Source organism: Terrabacter sp. BE26 (genome assembly GCF_041941675.1).
Lineage (GTDB): Bacteria > Actinomycetota > Actinomycetes > Actinomycetales > Dermatophilaceae > Terrabacter.
Genome location: NZ_CP090122.1, coordinates 1420424 through 1446965, shown reverse-complemented (window position 1 = coordinate 1446965; position 26542 = coordinate 1420424). Strand labels below are relative to the sequence as shown.

Sequence of the window (26542 nt, the reverse complement as noted above, 5' to 3'; positions counted from 1 at the left end):
CGCCTCACCCTAACCGGATGGGTAAGGGCAACCCCGTGGGCACCACCCGTTCACCTCGGGCTGGTGCCATGGGGTCGTCAGCCGCCGCAACGACGCAGCGAGGAGGTGTGATGGGACCGACCCGTCGCCGAAGGACCATCGTCGTCACGTCGCTGGTCGCGTATGCCGTCCTGCTCGTCCTGGGACCTCCGGTGCTCGGCGGGTGGGCGGGCGGCGTCATCCTCGTGGCGAGCTACGCGGTCGGGTTCGAGTGCCTCCTGCTGGTCGTCGCCCCCTGGGCCGTCCGGGGCCGGCACCACCGACACCGCAGTGCCACGCCACATGGCGGGTTGCCGCGGGCCTGATGGTCGCCGCGCCGCAGTCATCGACCACCTGGTGTGCTGCCGCGGTGGCCTGCTGCCGCGGTGGCGGCCCGTCGTGGTGGTGGAGTCAGAGGTACTGGCCGGTCGGGCCGCTCTCGCCCAGGTGGTGCTCGGCGGACTGCATCCCGGGCGGGGTGCCGTAGGACGCGCCGGGGCCCGGCGGCAGGGCGCGCATCTGCTGCAGCTGCTGCTGCGCGGCCATCTGCTGCGCGACGAGCGCCGTCTGGATTCCGTGGAAGAGGCCCTCGAGCCACCCGACGAGCTGGGCCTGGGCGATGCGCAGCTCGGCGTCGCTCGGTGAGTCGTCCCGGAAGGGCAGGGCGATCCGGTCGAGCTCGGCGACCAGCTCGGGCGCCAGGCCGTCCTTGAGCTCCTCGAGCGAGCGGTGGTGCACGTCCGCGAGGCGGCGGCGGCCGGCCTCGTCGAGCGGGGCGTTCCGGACCTCCTCGAGCAGCTGCTTGATCATCGAGCCGATGCGCATGACCTTCGCCGGCTCCTCGACGAGCTCGGCCGGGTTGGTGCGCTCGCGGGGCTGTTGGTCGCGCCCCTCGCGGCTGTCGGATCGGCCATCCGGCGCGCCCTGGGCGTCGTCGCCGTGGCTGACTCCCATGCCGTCCGGCGTCACGACGACGACGCGCCGGTCGTCGCCGGAGTCGCTGTCGCTGCCCGATCCGCTCGTTCCCTGCAGGTTCACGTGGTTGCTCATGCTCTCCATCCTTACCCATGGGATCTACACCCCTACCCACGGGCACTTGGACGTAACCGGCGGCGAGCGCCGGGCATACGACGGTGGGCGCGGCGGTCCAGTGGGCGCCGTCGGCGCTCACCGGACCGCGGGCGGGATGTCGCTTTCGTGCGACCGTTCTGGTTGGGTCCCACACCCTGTCGTGGGACCCGCCCAGGATCTCGGCCCTGGACACGGGACCCCGACCGACCCGGTCCAGCTGGTGCGACGTGCCTCCCGGGGTCGCCCGAGGGCTCGAATCAGTGGGTTCCCGCCGTGGCGAACCAGGGGTGGTGCAGGTCGTGGTAGCTGACGTCCTGCATCACCGACGACATCTCGTCCATCATCTGCCGGGCCTCCGGCGGCGGCGCCTGCTTCTCGCCCTCGCGCGCCGCGTCCTCGGTGGTGAACGCCATCGTCTGGGTGAAGAACCCGTCCTTGTCGATGGCGATCGTGCCCCCGATGATCTCTGGGCGCACCTGGCGGAGCAGGTCCATCGGCTCCTCCATCGCGTGCCGGAAGCGCTCCGGGTCGCTGAGCCTGCCCTGGATGACCTGGACGAAGCCGGCGTCGTCGCTGCCGCCGTCGAGCATCATGGTCACGTCGTCGCTGTCGTGGAAGGTGACCGGGCCCTGGAGGTACTCCGCCGTCTCCTCCCACCAGGCTCCCTGCTCGGGCCGGTTCGAGTTGGCCTCGGCCGCCTCACGCGACTCGAAGCGGACCACGCCGACGAACTCGCCGTCGTCGGTGATGCCGTACGTCCCCCCGAGCCAGCCCTTGGCGCCCGGCTCGAGCTCCTCGCGCCACCGGTCCATCTGCCGGTGGACGGCGTCGGCGTCGGTGCACCGACCCTGGATCACTTGGATGAACACGACTGACCTCCCCTTCGGATGAGGGGCCCCTCCCAGGCGAAGAGGCCCATCGGTTCACGGTAGGGGCGGGGTCGAGGGGCTGTCAGCGGACGAGTCCGACACGGCCGGATCTTCCTGTGGCGGAGTGCTCCCGGTGATCAGGTGGTGAGGAGGATCTTGCCGATGTGGCCGGAGGCCTCCATCTCCCGGTGGGCGTCGGCCGCCCTCGCGAGCGGGTGGCGCGAGTGGATGATCGGCCGCACCGTGCCGTTCTCGATCAGTGGCCAGACGTGCTCGCGCACTGCGGCGACGATGGCGGCCTTCTCGGCCGCCGGCCGCGCCCGCAGCGACGTGGCGATGACCGCGCCGCGCTTGGCCAGCAGCTTGCCCATGTCGAGCTCGCCCTTCCGGCCCCCCATGAGCCCGATCGTGACGAGGCGCCCGCTCGTCGCCAGGACGTCGACGTTGCGGGGGAGGTACGCGGCGCCCATGTTGTCGAGGATGACGTCGGCGCCGTGGCCCTTCGTCAGCTCGCGGATGCGCTCGACGAAGTCCTCCTCGCGGTAGTTCACGAGGATCTCGGCGCCGAGCTCGCGGCACACCGCGAGCTTGGCCTGGCTGCCGGCGGTGACGGCGACGTGGGCGCCGACCGCCTTGCCGAGCTGGATCGCCATGGTGCCGATGCCGGAGCTGCCGCCGTGGACGAGCAGCACCTGGCCCGGCTGGAGATTGGCGACCATGAAGACGTTGGACCACACGGTGCACGCCACCTCGGGCAGCCCGGCGGCGTCGACGAGGGAGACACCCTTCGGCACCGGCAGCACCTGGCCGGCGGGGACCGCGACCCGCTCGGCGTAGCCGCCGCCCTCGAGCAGCGCGCACACCTCGTCACCGACGTGCCAGTCCTCGACGCCCTCGCCGATCTCGGCGATACGGCCGCTCACCTCGAGGCCGGGGATGTCCGACGCCCCGGGTGGCGGCGGGTAGTGCCCGAGCCGCTGCATGACGTCGGCGCGGTTCACCCCCGCGGCGACGACGTCGATGAGCACCTCGCCGGCCCGCACCTCGCCGGCTCGCACCTCGGGGTCGGGCACCTCGGCGAGGACGAGGCTGTCGGCATCTCCGGGCTGGGGGATCGTGATGGCGCGCATGGGTCCGACTCTATTCGCGCGTGGTCTGTGGGTATTCGCCCCGTCGCCGGTGGCATCGCTGCCAAGGTATGGGCATGAGCGGTACAGGGGATCCGCGCGGGGCCGGCGCGGGCGGAGGTGGCCGCCGCACGGTCACGTCTCGTGACGTGCCGCACCTCGACTTCGTCGAGGAGGTGTTCCTTCCCGTCGCACGGTCCCGCGCCTACGTCGGGGCCGACACGGACGCGTGGCTGAGGATGCTGGCCCGCGAGCTGCGGGTCGAGGCGGAGCGGTCGGTCCGCACTGCGCCTGCCGACCTGCCTCCACCCGTCGGCAAGCCGTATGCCGCCACGCCGCCGGCGGAGACCGCGGCAACCACCGCTCCACCCCCGTCCACCCCCGCCGCACCTCCCCGGCCGACGGTCCCGGCCGCGGTGCCGGCTCCCCTATCCGTTGCGCCGGCGGCCCCTGCTCCCGTCGCGACACCACCCGGGGGTCGGCCGGTCGAGCCGCCACCTCCGTCTGCGCTGCAGCAGTGGTGGGACCGCACGCGAGAGGCCGTCGGCTCCGACCTGGCGGTGCACGGGCTCGCCTACCTCGGCGTGCTCCTCTTCTTCGTCGGGGCCTTCGGCCTCGTCGCCTTCGCCTTCGGCGACGTGGCGCCCTCGATGCGCCCGCTCGCCGAGGCCGTGATCGCCGCCTCGCCCTTCGCGGCGGGCGCGCTGCTGCGGCGTCGTCGGGCCCTGGTGGTCGGCCGGGCGCTCGAGGTAGCCGGCGGACTGCTCCTGCCGATCATGGTGGTGACGAGCTTCGTCGACGGCGTGGCCGTGCCGCCGGACCTCAGCGGCGCGCCCCTGGTGGTCCTCCTGACTGCTCTCGTGGTCGCGCTCGCCCTCGCCTACGCCGCCTGGTCGCGACGCGTGCCGCAGAGCGGGCTGCGCTTCCTCGTGGCGCCCCTGGCCTGCCTGGCCGTCGGTCTGGCGACGATGGGGGTGGGTCGGGCGGTCCCGCAGGGCCGGGACGTGGCTGTCCCCAGCGCCTGGCAGGCTGCGGCGATGAGCGTCGCGCTCGCCGTGACGGTCGTGGCGGCGCGGTTCCTGTCGTCCGGTCGGCGCGCCGAGGCGGTGCTGCGGCCGGCGGTGCCCGGGCTCGCGGTCCTGGCCGTCCTGGACGGGCTGACGTGGCTCGCGGGGGAGGCACCCACGGCCGCGGTGCTCACCGCGGGCGTCGCGGTCCTGGCCGCGGTCGAGGGGCTTGCGCCTGCACGGCTCGGTCGTCTTCGCCCCGGCGCTCTGGTGGACCGTCGTCTGGGCCGTCTGCGTCACCGGCTACCCGGGCGACCTGTCCGCGACGGCGTGGGTGGCGGCGGTCGCGGGCCTGGGCTTCCTCGGCATCCTCGAGGCCGCGGAGGTTGCCCGCCGGCCCGCCCCCGCGCGGATGCTGCCCGCGCTCGGACTCGCCCTGGCACTCCTCGGCACCGCTGTGGACCCGCGGTGGGCGCTGGGCTCGCTCGGCGTCGCCTCGGTGTGGGCCGCGGTGCGGCGAGGCCACCCGTACGCCGGCGTCAGCGCCGGCAAGGCGCTCGATGTTGCCGCCGTGCTGGCACCCCTGGGGCTGGCGGCGTCCGCCGCCCTCGTGTGGGACGGCCCACGTGCATTGCTGGTCGTCGGCGCGCTGATGCTGCTTCTCGCGGTGCCGGCGGAGCGCGGCTGGCTCACGCCCGGTCCGCACGACGCGTACTGGAACGGGTGGTACCTCGGCGCGTCGACACTCATGTCGGTCCTCGTCCTGACCTGGTGGTTCGACCCCATCGGCGACGCGGGCGCGAGCGCCTGGCTGATGGCGGGGGCCGGCGTGCTGGTCGCAGCAGCAGGCCTGGTCGGCCCCTTCGCCGGGGCGGTGCGCCCGGCTGCGGTGCTCGTCCCGGGCGTGCTGGCGTGGCTCGCCACGTGCACGGCGCTGGGCCTCTCGCCCACCGTCGAGGTGGTCGTGCCTGCGCTCGCGACCCTGCTTCTCGTGGTGCTCGCACACTGGATGCCGCACCGGCTCAGCGCGCACCTGTCGTTCTCCAGCCGGGTCGGGCTCGGGCTCTCCGGGCTGGTCGTCGGCTCGCTCGTGTGCCTGCCGGCCCTGCCGACGCGCTGGGGGGTGGTCATCGCGGTCGCGGCCTCGACCGCCGGCTGGGGCCTGACCGGCTGGTCCGATGCCCTGGACCGCTCGGTCACCGGCTCGGCACTGCGCCGAGCCGCTCCGGCCCTGGGCTGGCTGCCCCTCGCCCTGCTCGCCGCCGGCCTTCCGCTCGTGCTCGTGCTCACCGCGGACCGCGCCGACCTGCTGGCGGTCACGGAACCGTGGACGAGCGGTCTGCTCGCTGCAGTAGCCGTGGCGTATGCCGTCGCGACGCGGCGTCGCCTGCCCGAGCGCGTCGCCGTGGCCGCCGCGTGGAGCGCCTTCGGGCTGGCTCTCCTGGCGCCGGTGGCGGCGGTGGCGGCGCACGCCCGCGTGCCTGCGTCGGTCGCGCTCGGCGCGCTCGTCCTGGCCGTGACGGTGCTGGCCGCGGACAGCCGGGAGCGGGTGATGACCTGGACCGCCTGGCTCGCGCCTGCCCCGGCCGCCCTGCTGCTGGCGCAGGAGCTCTCCCCGTGGTTCGCCGGTCAGCGGCTCGGCCTGCAGGCCGCCACCGTGCTCGTGGCCGTCGGCTCGGTGCTCCTGGTGGGCACCGCAGGGGCGGACCTGCGAGGCCGCGGCTGGGAGCCGCGGCTGCTGCCCAGCCATCCCGCCCTGCTCGCACCGGCTGCGATCGGGTCGGTCGAGATCGCCGGGGCCGTGGCACTCGCCGCAGTAGAGCGAGCCTCTGCCACGACGACAGCCGCCGGCTGGGTGGCAGTCGCCGCGGCGCTCTCGCTGACGGTGACGGCGGTGCTGGCCCGCGTCGGCGCGCTGGCCGGCGTCGCCGTGGTCGTGGGATGGCTCGGTGCCGTCCAGCTCGCCGGGGCCCGGCTCGAGGACCGGCCCTGGCTCGCCCCTGCCGCGGTGGCCGTCCTGCTCGCGGTCGCCCAGGCCCTGTCCTGGAGGAGCCTCGCGTCCCACGATGGCCGGTGGTGGACGCGGTGGGACGGCGCGGTTCTCGTCGCGGCCGTTCCGGTCGCCCTGGCCGGGATCGCACTGGGCGCCACGACCTCGGGAACCGCCGGTGACCTCACGCTGGCCGCGGTGGGGGCCGAGTGTGCGCTCGTCGCGGCGAGGCTGCGACGGCTGCCGGTCGTGCCGAAGCTGCTTCTCACCGTGGGCGCCGCGCTCGTGCTCCTGGGCGCCGGCCGGGCCGGCCCCGGGTGGCTCGCGCTCGCGCTGCTCGTCCTCTCGGTGGCGCTCACCTCGTTGGCTGCCGCCGCCACACGGCCGGGCCGGCAGGCGCTCCGGGCAGCGGCGATCGTCAGCGCGGTCGGCGCGTGGCTCTCGGCGCTGAGCTGGCTGGGCTGGCCTGCACAGCGCGCGGTCGACGTCACCGCCCTGGGGGCAGGCGCCATCGCCGCGGTCGCTGCCGCCGTCGCCCTCACCCGTCTGACCGACCGGGAGTGGCCCCTCGTGTGGGGCGGTGCCGCCGCGCTCGCCGAGGCGGTGCCGGCCACCGCTGCCCTGCTTCTCGGGGCATCGGCCGCCGCGACCGTCGGCTGGCCCCTGGCCGGCGGCCTGGCCGTCGCCGCGGCCGCCATGGTGGCGTCCTCCCCCGCGCTCAGGGTGCCCTGGCAGCAGGAGGTCGGCACGGCATACGCCGTCGGAGCGGTCGCTGCGGCGATGGAGGCCGCCGCTGTGGGCCCGGAGGCCCGGGTCTGGGTCCTCTCGTCGGTCGGGGTCCTGTCCGCGCTCGTGCTGCTGGCCCGGGCACGGGGTCGGCACGCCGACACGGGGCAGGGCTCGCTCCTCGTGCTCGGCTGGGGCACGACGGCGCTCGCGCTCGCCGTGGCGGCCGGGCAGAGGGAGGCGCCCCTGCTCGCCGCCCCGTTGGCCGTGGCGAGCATCATGGCGGCCGCGACCGGGGTGGCGCGGCGCCTCCTGCTGCCGCAGCTGCTCGCGCCGGTGCTCGCGAGCGCGGCCTGGGTCGTCCTCGCCCTCGAGTCACTGGGCGGCGACCCCCAGTGGGTCGTGGCGCCCGTCGGGCTCGCGGTCCTCGCCACCGTCGGCTTGTGGCGCCGCGACCGGCGCCTGCGCGGTCTGGAGCCGTCCGACCCGGCGATCGTCCTCGTGGAGCGGTCCGGCATCGCCCTGCTCGTCGGCCCCTCTCTCGCCGCGGCCGTGACGGCGCAGGTCGGCTACGCCGTCGTGGCCCTGTCCCTCGGCTGCCTCGTCTGCGGCTGGGCCGCGGTGACGCGGGTGCGCCGCCGGCTGTCGGCCGGGGCACTCGTCGTCGGGGTGTCGCTCCTCGTGCTCGTCGGGGTGCCCCTCGTCGACCTGCTGCCGAGCTGGAGCGGCGCGACGCTGTGGGCGCTCATCGGGGGACTCGGACTGCTGGCCGTGCTCGTGGCCGCGCTGCTCGAACGGGGCAAGGCCGCAGCCCGATCCGGGATGGCACGCGTGGAGCGGCTGACCGCGGGCTGGGAGTGAGGCCCACCCGGCCGGCGCGTTCGCTGCCACCGACACGCCTCCCTCCCGGCGAGGCGGGGCGCGGCGAGCAAGTCGTCCCCGCCGCGCCGATGAGGCGTAGGTCCACGGCGGGCACCCCAGGAACCGGGCGTCGTCAGCCGCTCAGGTTCGAAGGACCGCCGTCGGGCTGGGACTCAGCCGCCGAGCGATGTCGGTGGCCGCGACACGCGCTCGTCCGATGAGGTCGATGACGTGCTCGGGGCTGGCGTCCGCGGTCCGCAGGGTGAGCGCGATGGCGGCGAGCGGCCGGCCGCCGCGGTCGAGGACGGGGACGGCCACCGAGGACAGGTCGGCCGTGACGGTGCCCTCCTCGCGGGCGTGGCCGTCGGTGCGCGTGCGGGCGAGGAGGCTGCGCAGCTCGGCGAGCGAGCTCGGGCCTGCCCCGTTGCGCTGCACGAACGAGGAGCGGTCCGGGTAGAGCGCGCGGACCTGGGGTGCGGGAAGCGCGGAGAGCATGGCGAGGCCGCTCGCGGTCAGGTGCGCGGGCAGGCGCACGCCCACATCGGTGACGAGCATGGGCTGGCCGGGCGCCCGCTCCTCGAGGAGGTAGATGACGTCGCGGCCGTCGAGTGTGGCGAAGTGGGCGTTGCGGCCGCACTGGTCGACGAGCCGACGCATCGGCGCGCGGGCCACGCGCGCCAACGGCGCCTGACGCTGGTAGGCCGACCCGAGCTCGTAGGCCGCCTGGCCGAGCCCGAAGCGCCGCTCCTCCACGTAGTGGGTGACGTAGCCGCGCCCGTGCAGCACCTTGAGCAGGTGGTAGACCGAGCTGCGGGGCAGGCCGAGGTCGCGGGCGATGGAGGCGGCGGGGAGTGGTTCGGCGTGGCGCGAGAGGTGCTCGAGCACGTCGAGCGCGTTGGCGGCTGCCGGGGCGTTGGACACACTGAGGCCCACTTCCTGTGCGATCGGCGACGTCTCGCATGCGAGACAATTGTCCCCCATGACGGGCCGACGCGCCACCCCTGCGGCGGTTCGATGGGACGCATGAACGAACTCGCCAGCACCACGGTCGCTACGGCCACCACGGCCACCACGGTCGCCAGCGCCGCCACGGTCGTCACGGTCGGCACCGGGCCGCTGTCCATCGCCGACGTCGTGGCCGTCGCCCGCCACGGTGCGCGGGTGGAGCTCTCCGACGAGGCGGAGTCCGAGATTGCCCGCAGCCGGTCGGTCGTCGAGGCGCTCGCCGACGACACGGTCGCCCACTACGGCGTCTCCACCGGCTTCGGGGCCCTCGCCACGCGCCACATCCCCACTGCCCTGCGGGCCCAGCTGCAGCGCTCGCTCGTGCGCTCGCACTCCGCCGGTTCCGGCCCGGAGGTCGAGCGGGAGGTCGTGCGCGCCCTCATGCTGCTGCGCCTGTCGACCCTCGCGACCGGGCGCACCGGCGTCCGTCTCGAGACCGCGAGGGCGTATGCCGCCCTGCTGAGTGCCGGCATCACCCCGGTCGTGCACGAGTTCGGCTCCCTCGGCTGCTCGGGCGACCTCGCGCCGCTGTCGCACTGCGCGCTAGCCGTCATGGGCGAGGGGCCGGTGCGCCTGGCCGACGGCACCCTGACCGACGCGGCGACCGCCCTGCGCGACCACGGGATCGAGCCGGTCGTCCTCGCCGAGAAGGAGGGCCTCGCGCTCATCAACGGCACCGACGGCATGCTCGGGATGCTGGCCCTGGCCGTCCACGACCTGCGCCACCTGCTCAAGGTTGCCGACGTCTCCGCCGCGATGAGCGTCGAGGGCCTGCTCGGCACCGACGACGTCTTCGCCGCCGACCTGCAGGCGCTGCGCCCGCACCCGGGACAGGCAGCCTCGGCCGCCAACATCCTTGCGGTCATGGCGAACTCGCCGATCCGCGAGTCGCACCGCACCGAGGAGTGCACGAGGGTGCAGGACGCCTACTCGCTCCGCTGCGCGCCGCAGGTGCACGGCGGCGCCCGCGACACCGTGGAGCACGCGGCTCGCGTCGCCGACGCAGAGCTGGCCTCGGCCGTCGACAACCCGGTCGTCACGCCGGACGGCCGCGTCGAGTCCAACGGCAACTTCCACGGTGCACCGGTCGCCTACGTGCTCGACTTCCTCGCCATCGTCGCCGCCGATGTCGCCTCGATGGCCGAGCGGCGCACCGACCGGTTCCTCGACCAGGCACGCAACCACGGCCTGCCGCCGTTCCTCGCGGACGACCCGGGTGTCGACTCCGGCCTGATGATCGCGCAGTACACCCAGGCCGCCATGGTCTCGGAGCTGAAGCGCCTGGCCGTCCCCGCGTCGGTCGACTCGATCCCGAGCTCGGCGATGCAGGAGGACCACGTGTCGATGGGCTGGTCGGGCGCCCGCAAGCTGCGCCGGTCGGTGGACGCCCTGGGCCGGGTGCTCGCGATCGAACTGCTGACGGCAGCACGCGGCATCCAGCTCCGGGCCCCGCTCGAGCCGGCACCGGCCACGGGCGCCGTCATCGCGGCGCTGCACAAGCGGACGAACGTGGCCCCCGGACCTGACCGGTTCCTCGCCCCCGACATCGAGGGCGCCTACGCCGCGGTGGACGGCGGGGACGTGCTGGCCGCCGCCGAGGCCGTCACCGGCCCCCTCCGTTGACCCCCGCCACTCACCCGTCGAAAGGCCAAAGTTTGCGGGTCGCGCGCAGTCGAAGGGCCAAACCTCGCGACGAGGAATGACCTCTCGACCGGCACGGACCCGCAAGAAATGGCCTCTCGACGGTGGAGGGGCAGGGCTCACAGACGCTGAACCACACGGCATACCAACGTTTCTCGCACTCGAAGGAGAGTGACATGGAAGGTGCACGACCCGTCCGCGCGCCGCGCGGGACGACCCTGACGGCCCAGTCGTGGGCCACCGAGGCCCCGCTGCGGATGCTCATGAACAACCTCGACCCCGAAGTGGCCGAGCGCCCCGACGACCTCGTCGTCTACGGCGGCACCGGGCGCGCGGCGCGCGACTGGAAGTCGTTCGACGCCATGGTCCGCACCCTGACGACGCTCAAGCAGGACGAGACGATGCTCGTCCAGAGCGGACGGCCCGTCGGCGTCATGCAGACCCATGAGTGGGCGCCGCGCGTGCTCATCGCCAACAGCAACCTCGTCGGCGACTGGGCGACGTGGCCGGAGTTCCGGCGGCTCGAGCACCTCGGGCTGACGATGTACGGCCAGATGACCGCTGGCTCGTGGATCTACATCGGCACGCAGGGCATCGTCCAGGGCACCTACGAGACGTTCGCCGCGGTCGCCGAGAAGCGCTTCGGCGGCACGCTAGCCGGCACCCTGACCCTGACCGGCGGCTGCGGCGGCATGGGTGGCGCCCAGCCGCTCGCGGTGACGATGAACGACGGCGCGTGCCTCATCGTCGATGTCGACCCGGCCCGGCTGCACCGCCGCGTCGAGCACCGCTACCTCGACGAGGTGGCCGACGACCTCGACGACGCCATCGAGAAGGCGCTCGCAGCCAAGCGCGAGCGTCGCGGCTGGTCCGTGGGGGTGGTCGGAAACGCGGCCGAGGTGTTCCCCGAGCTGCTGCGCCGCGGCGTCGCGATCGACATCGTCACCGACCAGACGTCGGCGCATGACCCGCTGTCCTACCTGCCCGTGGGAGTCGCGCTCGAGGACTGGGCGGACTACGCGGAGAAGAAGCCCGAGGACTTCACCGACCGCGCCCGCGCCTCGATGGCCAGGCACGTCCAGGCGATGGTCGAGTTCCAGGACGCCGGCGCCGAGGTCTTCGACTACGGCAACTCCATCCGTGACGAGGCGCGCCTCGGGGGCTACGACCGGGCGTTCGAGTTCCCCGGTTTCGTGCCGGCCTACATCCGACCGCTCTTCTGCGAGGGCAAGGGCCCGTTCCGCTGGGCGGCGCTCTCGGGCGACCCCCGGGACATCGCCGCGACCGACCGGGCCGTGCTCGACCTCTTCCCCGACAACGACCGCCTGCACAAATGGATTCGCGGCGCGCAGGAGCGAATCGCCTTCCAGGGCCTGCCTGCTCGCATCTGCTGGCTCGGCTACGGCGAGCGCGACAAGGCCGGCCTCGCCTTCAACGAGCTCGTCCGCACCGGCGAGGTGAGCGCACCGATCGTCATCGGCCGCGACCACCTCGACTCGGGCTCCGTCGCGTCTCCTTACCGCGAGACCGAGTCGATGGCCGACGGCTCCGACGCCATCGCCGACTGGCCGCTGCTCAACGCCCTCGTCAACACGAGCTCAGGAGCGAGCTGGGTCTCGATCCACCACGGTGGCGGCGTCGGCATCGGTCGCAGCCTCCACGCCGGCCAGGTGTCCCTCGCCGACGGCACGGACCTCGCCGCGCAGAAGCTCGCCCGCGTCCTCACCAACGACCCCGGCATGGGCGTCATCCGGCACGTCGACGCCGGCTACGAGCGGGCCGACGAGGTCGCGCACGAGCGTGGCGTCCGCATCCCCATGCAGGAGGGCTGAGGGCGTATGCCGTCCGCTCCCGGTTCGATGTATGGCGCGGTCACCCCTGACTCCCGAACACATCGAACCGCCGCAGGGAGGTGGGGGCAGCTCGGTCGGTGGGGTCAGCGAGGTCGGCGGACCCGGATCGGGCCCTTCGCGTGGTCCGGGTCGATGACCCGGCCGCCCTGCGTGATCTCGGCGCGGCCGTCGGCCACGAGCCGCCGGGCCGCCGATCGGGCCGGCTCCATGAGGGCTCGCCAGCCGTCGCCGCCGACGGCCCTGGCGGCTTCGCTCGGGCAAGCCGAGGCGTCCCGCGCGCGGGCGTCGAGGAGCGCCTCGAGCGAGTCCTGCAGCTCGAGGTCGACCTGGGTCAGGCCGTGCTTGCGGCAGCTGTCGGAGCACCAGCGCACCGAGTCCCAGTCGCGGGCCCACGCCTTGCGCCAGGTGATGGTGCGGCCGCAGCGGGCGCACGGCTTGGTGGGCAGCGGGGATCGGGACATGGCACCCAGTCTGGGCCACGGTGGCCTCTCGACCGTTCGGCACCCACGAGAAGTGGCCTGTCGACGGGTCGGGGCCCGCAAACCGTGGCCTCTCGACGGGGCGGGACCCGCAAGAAGTGGCCTCTCGACGGTGGAGTTGGAGGGGGTGGGGGTGGGCAGGTCAGGAGGGCTTGCGGGTCTCCTCGTCGGAGATGTCGGCGACCGTCGCGTCGAGGACACGGATGACGTCGTCGCCCTCGAGCGTCAGCCCGACGCCGTGCGCCCCACCGCCGATGGAGATGCGCCGCCCGACGAGGTGGCTGTCGGCGATGACCGGCAGCCGGGTCCGCGAGCCGAACGGTGTGATCGTGCCGCGCTCGTAGCCGGTGACCGCCAGGGCGGCCTCGGCGTCGGGCATCGAGATGCGGTTGGTGCCGAGCAGGGCCCGGACCTTGGCCCACGAGAACGTCCGGTCGCCGGGCACGAGCACGAAGACGTGGTCGTCCTCGGCACGGCGCACGACGAGCGTCTTGATGAGGTCGCGCGGCTCGATGCCCCGGGCTGCGGCCGCCTCCGCGAGGCTGCTCACGCGTCCGTGGCGCGTGGCGGTGAAGGGGATACCGGCAGCCCGGGCCGCCTCGACCGCCGGCGTGCTGATCTCGTCCGGACCTTCACTGCGGGCCGTGGCAGCGGGGTCGGGTGCCTCGGGTACGTCAGGTGCGTCGGACGACATGGGCGACAGCCTAGTTTCGGGACCGGCCCGCGCGGCAGACAGGGCAAGGGGTGGATGTGAGCACGAGCCTCGAGAGCTTCGACCGGATGTGGGCGGACCTGGAGCCCATCGGCAGGGACCCCGGCACGGGTGGCTACCGCCGCTACGCCTGGACCCGTACCGACCACCACCTGCGCGAGTGGTTCGCCGGTGAGTGCGCCGCGCGCGACCTGCACCTCGTCGAGGACCGCGCGGGCAACCAGTGGGGCTGGTGGGGCGACCCCGACACCACGCCCGGCGTCGTCCTCGGCTCCCACCTCGACTCGGTCCCCGACGGCGGCGCGTTCGACGGCCCGCTCGGCGTCGTCAGCGCCCTCGCGACCGTCGATGCGCTGCGCCAGGCCGGCATCGAGCCCGACGTGCCGCTCGGCGTCGTCAACTTCGTCGACGAGGAGGGTGCCCGCTTCGGCATCGCCTGCGCCGGCTCGCGCATCATCACCGGCGCGCTCGACGCCGACCGCGCCCGCGCCCTCACCGACGCAGACGGCGTCTCGATGGCGGAGGCCTGGCGCAGCGCCGGGCGTGACCCCGTCGCGCTGGGTCGTGACGACGAGGCCCTGCGCCGCGTCGCCACCTTCGTCGAGCTGCACGTCGAGCAGGGCAAGGCGCTCGCGATCGCCCCCGACGGCGGCGACGACCTCACCGACCCCGCCCGCGCGGTTGCCATCGGCACCGACATCTGGCCGCACGGCCGCTGGCGCATCGACCTCCCGGGCGAGGCCAACCACGCCGGCACCACGCGCATGGCAGACCGACGCGACGCGATGCTCGGTCTCGCGACCGTCGTCCAGTCAGCGAGGTCGTATGCCGTCGCGCTCGGCTGCGTGGCCACCGTCGGGAAGGTCAACGTCGTCCCGGGCGGTGTCAACGCCATCCCCAGCCACGTGACGGCCTGGCTCGACGCCCGCGGTGAGCGCGAGGAGGCCGTCCGCGCCGCGGTCGACGCGGTCTCGGAGGAGGCTGCCCGCTTCGGTGCCACGACCGCGGAGGAGTCGTGGACCCCCACGACCACCTTCGACACGGGAGTCGTGGAGCGGCTGCACGGCATACTCCCCGACGCGCCGCTGCTCGGCACGGGCGCCGGGCACGACGCGGGCGTCCTCGCCACGCACGGCGTGCCGAGCGCCATGCTCTTCGTACGCAACCCCACCGGCGTTTCGCACTCACCCAGCGAGTACGCCGCCGTCGAGGACTGCCACCATGGGGTCATGGCCCTCACCGCTGTCGTGACCGCCCTCGCCACGGGGAAGGCCGCCGAGCCGGGGGGTGAGCGCCGATGACCTCGTTCTGGTGCGAGAGCGCCTGGCTCACTGGTGGATTCGCCGAGCGCGTGCGGCTCGTCACCCAGAACGGCCTGTTCAAGGATGTCCAGGTCGACGCCGATCCCGAGCCGGAGGACGTGCGGCTGGCCGGTGTCACGCTCCCCGGGATGGCCAACGCGCACAGCCACGCCTTCCACCGTGCCCTTCGTGGCCGCGCCAACGGCGGCGGCGGCAACTTCTGGAGCTGGCGCGAGCAGATGTATGCCGCCGCGGAGCAGCTCAACCCCGACACGTACTTCGCACTCGCGCGGGCCGTCTTCGCCGAGATGGTGCAGGCGGGCATCACGGTGGTGGGGGAGTTCCACTACGTCCACCACCGCCCCGGCGGCCACCCCTACGGAGACCCCAACGCCATGGGCCTCGCCGTGCGGCAGGCCGCCGACGAGGCCGGCATCCGCCTGACCCTGCTCGACACCTGCTACCTCGAGGGCGGCCTCAACGGCGGCGGCCACGTGGAGCTCCACCCGGGCCAGCGCCGGTTCAGCGACGGCACCGTCGACGCGTGGGCGGCGCGGATGTCGGCGCAGCGCCCGGGAACCGACCGCGTGCGCCTCGGCGCCGCCATCCACTCCGTGCGGGCCGTGCGGCGCGAGGACCTCCCGAAGGTCGTCGAGGCGGCCGGCGACCTGCCGCTCCACGTGCACCTGTCGGAGCAGCACGGCGAGAACCTCGCCTGCCAGATGTACTACGGCGCCACCCCGACCCAGCTGCTCGACGAGGCCGGGGCGCTCGGGAGCCACTCCACCGCCGTGCACGCCACGCACCTCGAGGACCACGACATCGAGCTGCTCGGCGGCACCGGCACGGGCGCGTGCTTCTGCCCGACCACCGAGCGCGACCTCGCCGACGGCATCGGCCCGGCCCGGGCCCTGCACGACGCCGGCAGCCCGCTCTCCCTGGGCTCGGACCAGCACGTCGTCATCGACCCGTTCGAGGAGCTGCGCGGCATGGAGATGCACGAGCGCCTCCTCACGAACGAGCGCGACCGCTTCTCGGCCAACGACCTGCTGCTCGCCGCCTCCTTCAACGGCTACCGGGCCCTCGGCTGGTCCGACGGCGGCCACTTGAGCAAGGGTGCCCTGGCCGACTTCGTGACCGTGCGCACCGACACCGTCAACACGGCCGGCGCGGCTCGCGACCAGATCATCTACGCCTGCGTCGCCTCCGACGTCTCGACGGTCGTCGTCGGCGGAGAGGTCGTCGTCAGCGACGGCCACCACCGGATGGGCGACGTGGGCCGCATGCTCGTCGGCGCGATCGACCGGCTCGCCGTGGGTGTCCACGCGTGAGCCTGCTCGTCACCGGCATCGCGGAGCTGACGACGAACGACCCGGCCCGCCGTGAGGGCCACACCGACCCCGGCGACACCCTGCTCGGCATCGTCCGCGACGCCGCCCTCGTCGTCTCGGACGAGGGGGTCATCGAGTGGGTCGGCGTCGCCGGTCGCGCCCCGGACGCGGACCAGCGGCGCGACCTCGGCGGCCGCGCCGTCATCCCCGGTTTCGTCGACTCCCACTCGCACCTCGTCTTCGCCGGGGACCGCTCCGCGGAGTTCGCGGCGCGGATGACCGGCACGCCCTACGACGGGGGTGGCATCGCCGTCTCGGTGGCGGCCACGCGGGCCGCGAGCGACGACGAGCTGCGCCGCCTCGTGGCGCGCCGGGTGGCGGAGATGCGCGCCCAGGGCACGACCACGGTCGAGATCAAGAGCGGCTACGGCCTCACGTTGGAGGACGAGCTGCGCTCGCTGCGCATCGCCCGGGAGCTCACCCCGCACACGACCTTTCTCGGTGCGCACGTCGTGCCACCGGAGTACGCGTCGGACCGGGCGGCATACGTGGACCTCGTGACGGGGCCCATGCTGGAGGCGGTCGTCGCCGACGGGCCGACCGCCCTCGCCGAGAGCATCGACGTGTTCTGCGAGCCGCACTCGGCGCACGCCTTCGACGGCGACGAGGCCCGCGCGGTCCTCGAGGCCGGCCGCGCGGCCGGCCTGGCGCTGCGCGTCCACGGCAACCAGCTCGGCCACGGCCCCGGCGTGCAGCTGGCCTGCGAGCTCGGGGCCCACAGCGTCGACCACTGCACCTACCTCAGCGACGACGACGTCGACGCGCTCGTCGCCGCCCGCGGGACCACGGTGGCCACGCTCCTGCCGGGGGTCGAGTTCTCGACCCGCTCGCCCTACCCGGACGCGCGCCGGCTCCTCGACGCCGGCGTCGACGTGGGGCTCGCCAGCGACTGCAACCCGGGCACCTGCTACTCGTCGGCGATCCCGTTCGCGATCGCCCTCGCGGTGCGCGAGATGGGGATGACGCCGGCCGAGGCGCTGCACGCCGCCACTGCGGTGTCGGCCCGCTCGCTCGGCCTCGACCGCCGGGTCGCGCCCGGCCACCCGGCCGAGCTGGCCGTGGTGGACGCGCCGACCCACCTGCACCTCGCCTACCGCGCCGGGGTGCCCATCGTCCGAGCCATGGACGTCACGGGGACCTGAGGACCGCGTCCATCGGCCGGACTACGAGCCGGCCGTCTCCTCGGCGCGCTCGCAGCGCAGCACCGACCCGGGGCCGGGGTGGATGATGCCGATGTGGCCGTCGGACCACTCGACGACGTACGGCGGCCCGCCGTCCGCGCCCTTCACCTCACGGACGATGCCCTCGCGGGTCACCTGTCCGACGTGCTCGGCCGCCATCGTGATGCGGTCACCGACCCGTGCCTGCATGGCACGCCTCCTCGCGTCGGGGGTCCTACCCCTAGGACACCACCACCGCGGGGCCGCTGGTCACGGTTTCGGCATCTCACCTCATCCGGACGTGCGCCTCCTCGCCCGTGCGTCTCTGGATGATGCCCTCCGCGTGCGCGATCAGCTCGTCGGCGAGGTGGCGCAGCGCGCGGGCCACGGCCACCTCGTCGCCGATCTCGTGCTCGGCCGAGTCGTCGACCGAACGGTGGCTCGCTCCGCTGGCCCTCAGCCGGTCGGGGGAGTCGGCCACGAGCACCACCGTCGCCGTGGTGTCGTCGCCGGCCTCCACGAGCGAGACCCGGACCTGCCACTCCCGGTAGTGCGTCGGCTCGCCGTGCTCGGCTGCCTCCATGGCCGGCGTCGGCTGCGCCAACGCCTGCTCCTCCTCCATGTGCGCCCCGACCTTCAGCACGGAACCGGGGCCCGGGTAGATCAGGCCGCTGTGGCCGTCGTTCCACCGGACGACGTAGGGCGGACCCCCGTCGGGACCGCGGACCTCGAGGACCTCGCCGTCGCGGGTGGCCTCGTCGATGTGCTCTGCCGCCAGGATGATGCGGTCTCCTACCTGCGCTCTCACGGTGGCCTCCTGCTGGACGTGCTGGACTGGGCGGACGCGGTGGATGGTCCGAGACCAGCACAGCACCGGCGACCCCCGCCTGCGAAGGGCCAGAGGTCGGCACGGCGGGAGGACCTTGGGCCCTTGCCGGGTGGAGGCCGGCGCGGTCCAATCAGGGAGGTGCGCCGTCGCGCCGGGCCCAGCCGGAGGGAGAGCCATGAGGTCGATGCAGGCGTGGGTCGTCGAGGAGCCCGGTCCACTGCGTCGGCGCCCTCTCGTGCGTGCCGAGCTGCCGATTCCGGAGCCCGGCCCCGGAGAGGTGCTCGTCCGGGTGCACGCCTGCGGGGTGTGCCGCACCGACCTCCACGTCGTCACGGGCGACCTGCCGCGGCACCGGCACCGCGTCGTGCCCGGGCACGAGGTGGTCGGCGAGGTCGCGCTCCTCGGGGAGAACGCGCACCGCTTCGTCCCGGGCGACCGCGTGGGGGTCGCCTGGCTGCGCACCACCTGCGGCTCCTGCCGGTGGTGCCGGGCGGGACGGGAGAACCTCTGCCCTTTCTCCCGCTACACGGGCTGGGACGCCGACGGCGGCTACGCCCCATGGACCGTCGTGCCAGAGGCGTATGCGTACCGCGTGCCCGCCTCGTTCAGCGACACCGACGCGGCGCCCCTGCTCTGCGCCGGCATCATCGGGTACCGGTCGCTGCGCCGGGCCGAGCTGCCGCCCGGGGGACGGCTCGGCATCTACGGCTTCGGCGCCAGTGCGCACCTGACGGCCCAGGTCGCGATCGCCCAGGGCGCGGAGGTGCACGTGCTGACCCGGGGTGCCGCGGCGCGGGCCCTGGCCGAGGAGCTCGGGGCGGCGTCGGTCGGCGGGGCGCAGGACCTGCCGCCGGTCCCGCTCGACGCCGCGATCCTCTTCGCCCCGGCGGGCGAGCTGGTGCTGACCGCCCTCGAGGCGCTGGGGCCCGGCGGCACGCTGGCGCTGGCGGGCATCCACCTGAGCGACGTGCCCGCGCTCGACTACCAGCGCCACCTCTTCCGCGAGCGCAGCCTGCGCAGCGTCACGAGCAACACCCGCCAGGACGGCGAGGAGTTCCTGCTGCTGGCCGAACGGCTGCACCTGCAGGTGACGACGACGCCGGTGCCCCTCGACAAGGCCGACCGCGCGCTCGAGGACCTCGAGGCCGGCCGGGTCCGGGGCGCAGCGGTGCTCGTGCCCGAGCCCTTCGAGTCACAGCCGTTCGAGTGACGGCCCTTCGAGTCGAGGAGAGGCGGCGAGGAGGGCGGGGGAGCCCCGCGGGAGGGGTCAGCGCCGGCCGGTGGCCTTGTCGATGGCCCTCTGCAGGGCGCGCTCGGCCTTGGCCGAGCTCTTCGCCTTCGCCTTGGCCACCTTCAGTGCGGCCTTCTCGTCCTTCGGGGACACCTTGTCGTCCTCGAGCGCCTTGGGCAGGTGGCCGGTGGAGCGGCGGTAGTAGGTCGCGGCGCCCCGCTCGGCGGCGACGCGGGCGGCGGCGACCGCCATCGACGACAGCGCGGTGAAGAGGATGACGTCGCGGGTGCGCTCACGCTCGTAGTCACCCTTGACCGGGACGTTGCGGCCGGTGGCGAGCTTCCACCCCTTCTGGGCGGCATCGGTCGCGAGCTTCGTCGCGACGAGCGTGGTGCCGACGCTGAGGATCTTCCAGACGGGACCGCCGACCGGGGTGTGCTGCGTCGTGCCGGCCTTCGCAGCACCCTTGCGCGCGGCCCTGTCGGCCTTCGCGAGCGCCTTCTTCGTGTCCTTGGAAGCCATGGGCTGACTGTACCCACGCCGCCTCCAGGTCTCACGGGTAGAGTCGGCCGCACAACTGAAGAGCACGACCACCCATCACGACAGGGGAGCGCAACACGCGCTGAGAGTGCGGCAGCCCGAAGGGCCGAGCCGCAGACCCTCGAACCTGCTCCGGTTAGCACCGGCGAAGGAAGTCGGTATTTCTCAGGCCACCACACGGCATACGTCATCGACGTGTCCGCGCGGGCGGCTTCCCCCAGGTATCCACTTGCCATCACTGGAACCCGGGAGACACATCATGTCCACCACCATCACCGCGAGCGGGCCGCTGACCCGCTGGCGCACCATCGACCTCCTCACCTGCGCCTTCCTCGGGGTCGCCTTCGGCGTCGCCTACTGGGCCTGGGGGCTGGTCTACGCCGTCCCGTCCAACGCCGTCTCGGCGGGCTTCCCGCCGCTCGGGGCCCTGTTCAATTGGCCGTGGCTCGTCGCGGGCATCGTCGGCATGCTCATCATCCGGCGCCCGGGCGCGGCGGTGTTCACCGAGCTGCTCGCCGCCATCGTCTCGGCGCTCATCGGCACCCAGTGGGGCCTGACGACCCTCGTCTCGGGCCTCGTGCAGGGTCTCGGTGTCGAGCTCGGCTTCGCCGCGTTCGGGTATGCCGTCTACCGCTGGGCGCCGCTGCTGCTCGGTGGCTTCCTCGGCGGTGCTCTCGAGGCCGTCTACGAGTGGTACTCCTACTGGACCGACTGGGGCTGGGGCTACAAGATCGGCTACCTCCTCCTGCTCGGCGGCTGCGTGGCCGTCTTCGGATCCCTCCTCGCGCTGGGCCTGACGCGGCTGCTCGCGACGGCCGGTGCGCTGAACCCGTTCCCGCCGGGGCAGGAGGTCCGTGAGCAGCGCACCGTCTGACCGGGTGCAGGCGACGCCGGCGTCGAGCAGGCCCGACGCCCCCTCGGCAGCCGGCGTCGCACTGCACGTCGAGGAGCTGACGTGGCGGCCGTTCGGTCGCTCCCGCCCGGTCCTCGACCACCTCGACCTGTCCATCGCGCCCGGCGAGCGCGTGCTGCTCGCCGGGCCGAGCGGGTCGGGCAAGTCGACGCTGCTGCGCGCGCTCGCCGGCCTGCTGCTCACCGCCGACGCCGGCGACCAGTCGGGCAGCGTCTCGGTCGGGGGACACGCCCCGCAGGAGGTACCGGGCGAGGTGGGCCTCGTGCTGCAGGACCCGGGCGCCGGCGTCGTCGCCTCGAGCCTCGGTCGTGACGTGGCCTTCGGGCTGGAGAACGTGTCGCTGCCCCGCGAGCGGATGCGGCCCCGGGTCGAGGCGGTGCTGCGCGAGGTCGGCCTGACGATGTCGCCCGACAGCTCCCCGACGACGCTGAGCGGTGGGGAGTCGCAACGGCTCGCGCTCGCCGGCGCCCTGGCCATGGAGCCCTCGGCCCTGCTGCTCGACGAGCCGACGGCGATGCTCGACGCCGCGACCGGGGCGGAGGTGCGCTCCGTCGTGGCCGAGGTCGTCGCCCGCCGTGGTCTCACCCTCGTGGTCGTCGAGCACCGGCTCGATGGGTGGCTCGACCTCGTCGACCGCCTCGTCGTGCTCGATGCGTCCGGGACGGTCGTCGCCGACGGCGAGCCGCGGACGGTCCTGGCCGAGCAGGGCAGCGCCCTCGCGGCCCAGGGCATCTGGGTCCCGGGGGTGCCCGACCCGGAGCCGCTGTCGGTGGTGCTCGAGCAGGTGCCGGGAGCCGGGGCGGGGACGGTGGAGCAGGGGCGGGTCGTCGCGGGCGCGTCAGCCGTGCGGGTCGAGCACCGCAGCCGCCGGCTCGGTGAGCGCTCCCGGACCACCCTCGCCGTCGACGGGGCCGACCTGGAGGCCAGGGCCGGACGGTCGCTGGCGCTGGTCGGGCCGAGCGGAGCCGGCAAGTCCTCTCTCATGGCCGTGCTCGGCGGGCTGCTCGCCCCCACCCGGGGAGCGGTCGACATCGCCCTGCCACTCACGCCGGCAGGGACGGGCGGCGGCGGCCGCGCTCGTGAGCGCCTGACGCCGCCGCACGAGTGGTCCTCCAGCGACCTGGCGCACGTCGTCGCCTGGGTGCCGCAGCGAGCCGCCACGGCGCTCGTGGGCCGCACGGTGCGCGACGACGTGCTCACGACCCCGCGGGCCCTGGGCCAGGACCCCGTGGTGGCGGGGCGTCGCGCCGATGCCCTGCTCGACGCCCTCGGCCTGGCTCATCTGGCCGGCGCCGACCCGCGACAGCTCTCCGGCGGCGAGCAGCGCCGCCTCGCCATGGCGTCGGCCGTGGCCCACGGCCCGGCCCTCGTCCTCGCCGACGAGCCGACCGTCGGCCAGGACCGCCTCACGTGGGCGGCGGTCTCCGGCGTGCTCGCCGCGGCGCGTGACGAGGGGGCCGCCGTGGTGGTCACGACCCACGACCCCGGGGTCGTGGACGACGCCGACCGCGTCGTCCACGTCGCGCGCCCCAGCCAGCCCGCCCCCGACCCGGTGCCGGACCGCCACCCCCTCATCACCCGCGTCGGCCCCCTCGCGCTGCTTGCGGCGGCGCTGTGCGTGCTTCCCCTGCCGGCCCTCCTCGACACCTGGCGGCAGGGCCTCGTCGTCCTCGCGGCCGAGCTCGTGCTCGGTCTCGTCGGCCTCCTCGCTCCCGGGGTGGGACGCCCGCCCCAGGGCCGCCTGCGCGGGGTGCTCGCGCGTCTCGCCCCCGCCGCGCTCGCGGTGTCCGGGGTGGCGTGGTCGGCGTGGCTGCTCGGAGGCCGCGACCTCGAGGTGGCCTCGGGTGCCGCGCTGAGGGTGCTCTGTCTCATCGTGCCCTCGGCGTTCGTCGTCGGCTACCTCGAGCCCGAGTCGCTCGGCGACCACCTCGCCCAGCGGCTCCGTCTGCCGGCGCGGCCCGTGGTGGCCGCCACGGCCGCGCTCCAGCGACTGCAGGGGTTCGACGCGCTGTGGGCCGAGCTCATGGCCACCCGCAGGGTGCGAGGCATCGGGGCCGACCGCGGACCGGTCGCACGCACTCGCGAGGCGGTGGTCGTCACCGGCGGGCTGCTCGTCGGTGCCCTCGGCCAGGCCTCCGCCCTTGCCCTGGCGATGGACGCCCGCGGCTTCGCCGAGGCCCGGCGTCGCACCTGGGCCGGCCCGGCGCCGTGGCGCTGGCCCGACACCGTCGCGCTCGGTGCCGGGCTGCTCGTGGTGGCCGTTGCCGTCACGGCCCGGCTGCTGCTGCCCTGAGAGCCGCGCGGGGCACAATGGGCGGCGCACACCTCGCGACAGGAAGGGGCCGCACGTGCCCATGCCAGGCCGACCCCGCCCAGCCACCCGCACCAGCCGGACCCGCGGAACCACCGGCGGGACGGGCGCACCCCGGGCGTATGCCGTGCCGCCCCTCGCGCTGGGCGTCTCGGCCGCGCTCGTGCTGGCGCTCGCCGCCTGCGGACAGCCGGCACCACAGTCCCCGGACGACTCGGTGGCGCCGACCGTGAGCGTGCCGGTGCAGCCGACCCTCACCCGTGACACGCCGGACGACGACGTGCCGAACCCGGCGGACTCCACGGCCGCGAGCGACGGCGGGCTCTTCGACGCGTCGTCGAGCCTGAGCAACACGAAGTGCGAGCCGACCGGCGACTCGTGGAGCTTCTCCGGCACGCTGAAGAACTCCGACACCGCGGAGCACACGTTCACGGTGGCCGTCTTCCTCGTCAAGACCTCCGACGGCTCCGACGTCGTGAGCAAGGAGGTCGACGTCAAGCTGGCGGCCGGGGCCAGCGCGCCCGTCACGATCGCGAACTTCCACACCGGCCCCAAGGCGGGCGTCGAGTGCCTGAGCGGCGTCACGGTGAAGGGCCTCTGAAGTGCGGCTCTTCCTCGTGCGGCACGGCCAGACCCACGCCAACGTCGCCCGCCAGCTCGACACCGCGGCGCCGGGGCTCGACCTCACCGACGAGGGGCAGGCACAGGCCGAGGCGCTCGCCGAGCGCCTCGGCGGCGAGGACCTCGGGGCGATCTACACCTCGGACCTCGTGCGCACCCAGCAGACCGCCCGTCCCCTCGCGGAGCTGCTCGGCCTGGAGATGGTCGTGCTGCCCGGGCTGCGCGAGATCCAGGCCGGCGACTACGAGATGTCCACCGACTGGCAGCCCTACATCGATGCGGTCGCGCGGTGGCGCGACGAGCCGCATCACGAGATCCCCGGTGGGGACACCGGCGTCGGCTTCCTGCTGCGCTACGAGGAGGCGATCGCCCAGATCGCCTCCGACGGCCACGAGTCGGCGGTCGCGGTCAGCCACGGCGCGGCCATGCGGGTGTGGTGCTCGGTGTCCCTCGGGCTGCCGCCGGAGTTCTTCGACACCCGGCGCGTCGACAACACTCACGTCGTGACGATGGAGGGCGATCCCGGCCGGGGGTGGCGGCTGCTCGCGTGGGGTGACGAGCCGGTCACCCATGGCTGAACCCGCTGGACCGTCCCACCTGGCAGCGCAGGACGGGGCGACCGGGGCAGCGCGGGGCCGAGCCGGCGCCTGGCGCTGGGTCGGCTGTGCCGGCGGCGTCGTGCTCGCCGCGGCCTCCTGGGGCTCTGGCGCCCTGCCGCGCCCGAACCGGCACGTGCTCTGGCCCGGCGTCTCCTCGTGGTCACCCAGCGGCGGCTCCCCGCTGCTGGCCAGCGTCTCGGTCGTCGCGATGGCGCTGCTCGTCCTGGCGTGGTGGCGGCTGCGGGACGCGGACGTGTCGGTCCGGTGGTGGTGGGCGACGGTGGCGCTGTGGTTCGCGCCGCTCGTCCTGGCCATGCCGCTCTACAGCCGGGACGTCTACTCGTATGCCGCCCAGGGCCTCCTCTGGGACCAGGGCCTCAGCCCCTACGACCACGTCGTCCGGGAGCTCGACTCGCCGTGGCGGGCCGCCACGGCGCCCACCTGGCTCGACACGGCGACGCCCTACGGGCCGGTGTGGCTGCTCCTCGCCCGCGCGGTCGCGTCCGTCTCGGGCGAGCTGTGGGTCGCCCTGCTGCTGCTGCGCCTGCTCGCCGTCGCCGGGGTCGCCGTGCTGGCCTGGGCGGTGCCCGACGTCGCCGGTCGCCTGGGCTGGTCACCGGTGCGGGCCACCTGGCTCGGAGTCACCGTCCCGCTCGTCGGCGCACACCTCGTCGGCGGAGCCCACAACGACGCCCTCATGGTCGGCGGCGTGCTCGTCGGCCTCGCCCTGGCGCTGCGCGGGCGGTTCGCCGTCGCCTGCGTCGTCATCGCTCTCGCGGCGATGGTCAAGGTCACCGCCGTGATTGCGCTGCCCTTCGTGGCGCTGCTGTGGGCTCGGCGTCTCGGGAGCACGCCGGCGACGGGGACGGAGCGGACGGCATACGCCGGCTGGACGTCGGTGCTCCGAGCGGGGGTGCTGACCGCCGTCTGCGCCGGGGCACCCATGGTGCTCGGCGGGCTCGCCACCGGGCTCGGGTTCTCGTGGCTCAGCCCGACGGGGACGCCGGGAAAGAACGAGCAGTGGACGTCGCTGCCGACCGCGGTCGGCATCGCCGTGGGCGCGCTCGGGCACGTGCTCGGCCACGACGAGTGGCGCGAGCCGGCCATCGCGACCGCACGGGCCGTCGCCCTCGTCGTCCTCGCGCTGCTCCTCGTCCTGGTGTGGCTGGCAGCGGCCAAGCCGGCGGACGTCGGGGGCATGGGCGACGACCTGGCCGCGGAGGAGTCGCGGCTCCGGCCGGTGCGGGGCCTGGCGTGGGCCCTGCTCGCCGTCGTCGTGCTCGCCCCGGTGTTCCTCGGCTGGTACTACCTCTGGGTGCTGCCGCTCTTCGCCGTCTCCCTGGGGCACCTGTGGCAGGACCGGCTCGAGCGCCCGCTCGCCGTGGTGGCGACGGTCATCTGCTTCGCGACCCTGCCCGAGGGCTACAGCCTCGGGCTGACGACGACCGCGGTCGGGGTGCCGGTCGCGCTCGTCGCGCTCGTCCTGCTCGCCCGCCGGGGGTGGCGCACCGCTCGCCGCACCGACTGGCGCCACCTGCTCGACCTCGGCCGACCCCTGGTGCTGACGCAGCAGGCAGCCGACGTCTCCCGCTTGCGCTGAGGGGCGCACCTCGGTCACGGATCGGCGACACTTGCCCGTCTCGCGCCCGACGGCGACGGCGGTGTCCCACACTGTGCCGGTGAGTGACTCCGGCTTCGTCGACGACGGCCCCGGCGACCGCGAGCCATCGCGCCATGCCGCCACGGATCGCGCGCCGGGGCCCCTGGAGGCAGCTGGGCCTGCGGTGGGTGGGCCCGCACCGGCGCCCGGCCCCGCCCGGCGCCGCCCGTCCCTGGCCGGCACGGTCTTCGTGGTGCTGGTGCTGGGACTCCTCGGCTTCGGGCTCTGGGCCTGGTCGTCGCGGGTGCACGCCGACGACGTCGCCGCCTACGCGGACCTCGTCAAGGAGATCGACCTGATGGACCGGACCCTGGTCCCCCAGGGGCACGGGGAGATGCCGCCGTGCCGCGAGCCGGGGAACGGGCTCGTCACCCGGACCTACCCGGAGTCGACCGGGCCGCAGGCCGCCGAGCTCATCGGCTACCTCACCCAGAACGGCTGGACGCGGCAGACCTCGGCCACGCCGGCCTTCGCGCACCTCGTGCGCACCGTGGTCGGCCACACGCTGACCATCGACGTGGCCGCCCCGAGCGAGAACGCCCTCGTCGAGTCGCTGACCGCGCACAGCCCCGCGAGCTCCTTCGGCTGCCTCCTGCGCTGAGGCGCGTGCTCGAGTGCTCGCGCGTG

Annotated in this window: 23 protein-coding genes and 1 riboswitch; of the genes, 14 read left to right on the top strand and 9 right to left on the bottom strand. The window is 74.4% G+C overall.

What is annotated here, in order from left to right; all coding sequences use genetic code 11:
* Window positions 1-110: 110 nt before the first annotated feature.
* Entirely contained in the window at window positions 111-344 is a 234-nt protein-coding gene (locus LQK93_RS06840) for a hypothetical protein (protein ID WP_374970793.1), read from the top strand.
* An 85-nt stretch (window positions 345-429) separates the two neighbouring features.
* On the opposite strand, the gene LQK93_RS06835 is transcribed toward LQK93_RS06840, so the two are convergent.
* From LQK93_RS06835 to LQK93_RS06825, 3 genes are all read right to left on the bottom strand, one after another.
* On the bottom strand, window positions 430-1068 hold the full coding sequence (locus LQK93_RS06835; protein ID WP_374970792.1) for a proteasome activator: 639 nt from the start codon (window positions 1066-1068) through the stop codon (window positions 430-432).
* 278 nt (window positions 1069-1346) lie between these two features.
* Window positions 1347-1958, bottom strand: a complete 612-nt coding sequence (locus LQK93_RS06830) for a hypothetical protein (RefSeq protein ID WP_374970791.1) — start codon at window positions 1956-1958, stop codon at window positions 1347-1349.
* A gap of 137 nt (window positions 1959-2095) precedes the next feature.
* Window positions 2096-3088 carry an NAD(P)H-quinone oxidoreductase gene (locus LQK93_RS06825; RefSeq protein WP_374970790.1) on the bottom strand — a complete coding sequence of 331 codons (993 nt, stop codon included), beginning with the start codon at window positions 3086-3088 and terminating at the stop codon, window positions 2096-2098.
* A 1233-nt stretch (window positions 3089-4321) separates the two neighbouring features.
* Here LQK93_RS06825 and LQK93_RS06820 point away from each other — a divergent pair.
* Entirely contained in the window at window positions 4322-7669 is a 3348-nt protein-coding gene (locus LQK93_RS06820; protein WP_374970789.1) for a hypothetical protein, read from the top strand.
* Window positions 7670-7810: 141 nt separating this feature from the next.
* Here the strand turns inward: LQK93_RS06820 and LQK93_RS06815 are convergent, their stop codons facing one another.
* Window positions 7811-8590 (bottom strand): IclR family transcriptional regulator, encoded by a 780-nt coding sequence (locus LQK93_RS06815; RefSeq protein ID WP_374970788.1) that lies wholly within the window; start codon window positions 8588-8590, stop codon window positions 7811-7813.
* A 102-nt stretch (window positions 8591-8692) separates the two neighbouring features.
* On the opposite strand from LQK93_RS06815, the gene hutH reads away from it, so the two are divergent.
* Both hutH and hutU read left to right on the top strand, forming a co-directional pair.
* Complete coding sequence (hutH, locus tag LQK93_RS06810) at window positions 8693-10297, top strand: histidine ammonia-lyase (protein ID WP_374970787.1); 1605 nt, start codon at window positions 8693-8695, stop codon at window positions 10295-10297.
* A 194-nt stretch (window positions 10298-10491) separates the two neighbouring features.
* Window positions 10492-12147 (top strand): urocanate hydratase, encoded by a 1656-nt coding sequence (gene hutU / locus LQK93_RS06805; protein WP_374970786.1) that lies wholly within the window; start codon window positions 10492-10494, stop codon window positions 12145-12147.
* 104 nt (window positions 12148-12251) lie between these two features.
* On the opposite strand, the gene LQK93_RS06800 is transcribed toward hutU, so the two are convergent.
* Together LQK93_RS06800 and LQK93_RS06795 are read right to left on the bottom strand one after the other, a co-directional pair.
* On the bottom strand, window positions 12252-12629 hold the full coding sequence (locus tag LQK93_RS06800; RefSeq protein WP_374970785.1) for a DUF3253 domain-containing protein: 378 nt from the start codon (window positions 12627-12629) through the stop codon (window positions 12252-12254).
* A 160-nt stretch (window positions 12630-12789) separates the two neighbouring features.
* The gene (locus tag LQK93_RS06795) at window positions 12790-13341 is read right to left on the bottom strand and encodes an aminoacyl-tRNA deacylase (RefSeq protein WP_374970784.1); all 552 of its coding nucleotides are present in this window, start codon (window positions 13339-13341) and stop codon (window positions 12790-12792) included.
* A gap of 86 nt (window positions 13342-13427) precedes the next feature.
* Between LQK93_RS06795 and LQK93_RS06790 the strand changes: the two genes are divergently transcribed.
* Genes LQK93_RS06790 through hutI form a run of 3 tightly spaced genes read left to right on the top strand, consistent with a single transcriptional unit; the run spans window position 13428 to window position 17193 of the window.
* Window positions 13428-14660, top strand: a complete 1233-nt coding sequence (locus LQK93_RS06790) for an allantoate amidohydrolase (protein WP_374971465.1) — start codon at window positions 13428-13430, stop codon at window positions 14658-14660.
* A complete protein-coding gene (locus LQK93_RS06785; RefSeq protein ID WP_374970783.1) occupies window positions 14657-15991 on the top strand; it encodes a formimidoylglutamate deiminase in 1335 nt (444 codons plus the stop codon). The genes LQK93_RS06790 and LQK93_RS06785 overlap by 4 nt, the downstream gene beginning before the upstream one ends.
* Window positions 15988-17193, top strand: coding sequence for an imidazolonepropionase (hutI, locus tag LQK93_RS06780; protein ID WP_374970782.1), 1206 nt, complete (start codon window positions 15988-15990; stop codon window positions 17191-17193). Before LQK93_RS06785 ends, hutI begins: the two co-directional genes overlap by 4 nt.
* A gap of 21 nt (window positions 17194-17214) precedes the next feature.
* On the opposite strand, the gene LQK93_RS06775 is transcribed toward hutI, so the two are convergent.
* Both LQK93_RS06775 and LQK93_RS06770 read right to left on the bottom strand, forming a co-directional pair.
* Window positions 17215-17421 carry a DUF1918 domain-containing protein gene (locus tag LQK93_RS06775; protein ID WP_374970781.1) on the bottom strand — a complete coding sequence of 69 codons (207 nt, stop codon included), beginning with the start codon at window positions 17419-17421 and terminating at the stop codon, window positions 17215-17217.
* 76 nt (window positions 17422-17497) lie between these two features.
* Window positions 17498-18019, bottom strand: coding sequence for a DUF1918 domain-containing protein (locus LQK93_RS06770; protein WP_374970780.1), 522 nt, complete (start codon window positions 18017-18019; stop codon window positions 17498-17500).
* Window positions 18020-18215: 196 nt separating this feature from the next.
* On the opposite strand from LQK93_RS06770, the gene LQK93_RS06765 reads away from it, so the two are divergent.
* Complete coding sequence (locus LQK93_RS06765) at window positions 18216-19250, top strand: zinc-dependent alcohol dehydrogenase family protein (protein ID WP_374970779.1); 1035 nt, start codon at window positions 18216-18218, stop codon at window positions 19248-19250.
* A gap of 57 nt (window positions 19251-19307) precedes the next feature.
* On the opposite strand, the gene LQK93_RS06760 is transcribed toward LQK93_RS06765, so the two are convergent.
* Window positions 19308-19793 (bottom strand): DUF4235 domain-containing protein, encoded by a 486-nt coding sequence (locus tag LQK93_RS06760; protein ID WP_374970778.1) that lies wholly within the window; start codon window positions 19791-19793, stop codon window positions 19308-19310.
* A 72-nt stretch (window positions 19794-19865) separates the two neighbouring features.
* Window positions 19866-19982: riboswitch (TPP riboswitch) on the top strand.
* Between the two features lie 88 nt (window positions 19983-20070).
* Between LQK93_RS06760 and LQK93_RS06755 the strand changes: the two genes are divergently transcribed.
* The 6 genes from LQK93_RS06755 to LQK93_RS06730 all read left to right on the top strand — a co-directional run bounded on the left by LQK93_RS06755 (window position 20071) and on the right by LQK93_RS06730 (window position 26516).
* A complete protein-coding gene (locus tag LQK93_RS06755) occupies window positions 20071-20685 on the top strand; it encodes an ECF transporter S component (protein ID WP_374970777.1) in 615 nt (204 codons plus the stop codon).
* Entirely contained in the window at window positions 20666-23017 is a 2352-nt protein-coding gene (locus tag LQK93_RS06750) for an ATP-binding cassette domain-containing protein (protein ID WP_374970776.1), read from the top strand. Before LQK93_RS06755 ends, LQK93_RS06750 begins: the two co-directional genes overlap by 20 nt.
* 61 nt (window positions 23018-23078) lie before the next feature.
* On the top strand, window positions 23079-23636 hold the full coding sequence (locus tag LQK93_RS06745; RefSeq protein ID WP_374970775.1) for a hypothetical protein: 558 nt from the start codon (window positions 23079-23081) through the stop codon (window positions 23634-23636).
* A 1-nt stretch (window position 23637) separates the two neighbouring features.
* On the top strand, window positions 23638-24234 hold the full coding sequence (locus tag LQK93_RS06740; protein ID WP_374970774.1) for a histidine phosphatase family protein: 597 nt from the start codon (window positions 23638-23640) through the stop codon (window positions 24232-24234).
* Window positions 24227-25855, top strand: a complete 1629-nt coding sequence (gene mptB, locus LQK93_RS06735) for a polyprenol phosphomannose-dependent alpha 1,6 mannosyltransferase MptB (RefSeq protein ID WP_374970773.1) — start codon at window positions 24227-24229, stop codon at window positions 25853-25855. The genes LQK93_RS06740 and mptB overlap by 8 nt, the downstream gene beginning before the upstream one ends.
* Window positions 25856-25934: 79 nt before the next feature.
* A complete protein-coding gene (locus LQK93_RS06730) occupies window positions 25935-26516 on the top strand; it encodes a hypothetical protein (protein WP_374970772.1) in 582 nt (193 codons plus the stop codon).
* The last annotated feature ends 26 nt before the right edge of the window (window positions 26517-26542 follow it).

What these genes read in the sequence shown, in the direction of transcription:
- LQK93_RS06840 (WP_374970793.1), top strand. Translation starts at nt 111, where the DNA reads ATGGGACCGACCCGTCGCCGAAGGACCATCGTCGTCACGTCGCTGGTC.
- LQK93_RS06835 (WP_374970792.1), bottom strand. Translation starts at nt 1,068, where the DNA reads ATGAGCAACCACGTGAACCTGCAGGGAACGAGCGGATCGGGCAGCGAC.
- LQK93_RS06825 (WP_374970790.1), bottom strand. Translation starts at nt 3,088, where the DNA reads ATGCGCGCCATCACGATCCCCCAGCCCGGAGATGCCGACAGCCTCGTC.
- hutH (WP_374970787.1), top strand. Translation starts at nt 8,693, where the DNA reads ATGAACGAACTCGCCAGCACCACGGTCGCTACGGCCACCACGGCCACC.
- hutU (WP_374970786.1), top strand. Translation starts at nt 10,492, where the DNA reads ATGGAAGGTGCACGACCCGTCCGCGCGCCGCGCGGGACGACCCTGACG.
- LQK93_RS06800 (WP_374970785.1), bottom strand. Translation starts at nt 12,629, where the DNA reads ATGTCCCGATCCCCGCTGCCCACCAAGCCGTGCGCCCGCTGCGGCCGC.
- LQK93_RS06795 (WP_374970784.1), bottom strand. Translation starts at nt 13,341, where the DNA reads ATGTCGTCCGACGCACCTGACGTACCCGAGGCACCCGACCCCGCTGCC.
- LQK93_RS06790 (WP_374971465.1), top strand. Translation starts at nt 13,428, where the DNA reads ATGTGGGCGGACCTGGAGCCCATCGGCAGGGACCCCGGCACGGGTGGC.
- LQK93_RS06785 (WP_374970783.1), top strand. Translation starts at nt 14,657, where the DNA reads ATGACCTCGTTCTGGTGCGAGAGCGCCTGGCTCACTGGTGGATTCGCC.
- LQK93_RS06775 (WP_374970781.1), bottom strand. Translation starts at nt 17,421, where the DNA reads ATGCAGGCACGGGTCGGTGACCGCATCACGATGGCGGCCGAGCACGTC.
- LQK93_RS06765 (WP_374970779.1), top strand. Translation starts at nt 18,216, where the DNA reads ATGAGGTCGATGCAGGCGTGGGTCGTCGAGGAGCCCGGTCCACTGCGT.
- LQK93_RS06760 (WP_374970778.1), bottom strand. Translation starts at nt 19,793, where the DNA reads ATGGCTTCCAAGGACACGAAGAAGGCGCTCGCGAAGGCCGACAGGGCC.
- LQK93_RS06755 (WP_374970777.1), top strand. Translation starts at nt 20,071, where the DNA reads ATGTCCACCACCATCACCGCGAGCGGGCCGCTGACCCGCTGGCGCACC.
- LQK93_RS06745 (WP_374970775.1), top strand. Translation starts at nt 23,079, where the DNA reads ATGCCAGGCCGACCCCGCCCAGCCACCCGCACCAGCCGGACCCGCGGA.
- mptB (WP_374970773.1), top strand. Translation starts at nt 24,227, where the DNA reads ATGGCTGAACCCGCTGGACCGTCCCACCTGGCAGCGCAGGACGGGGCG.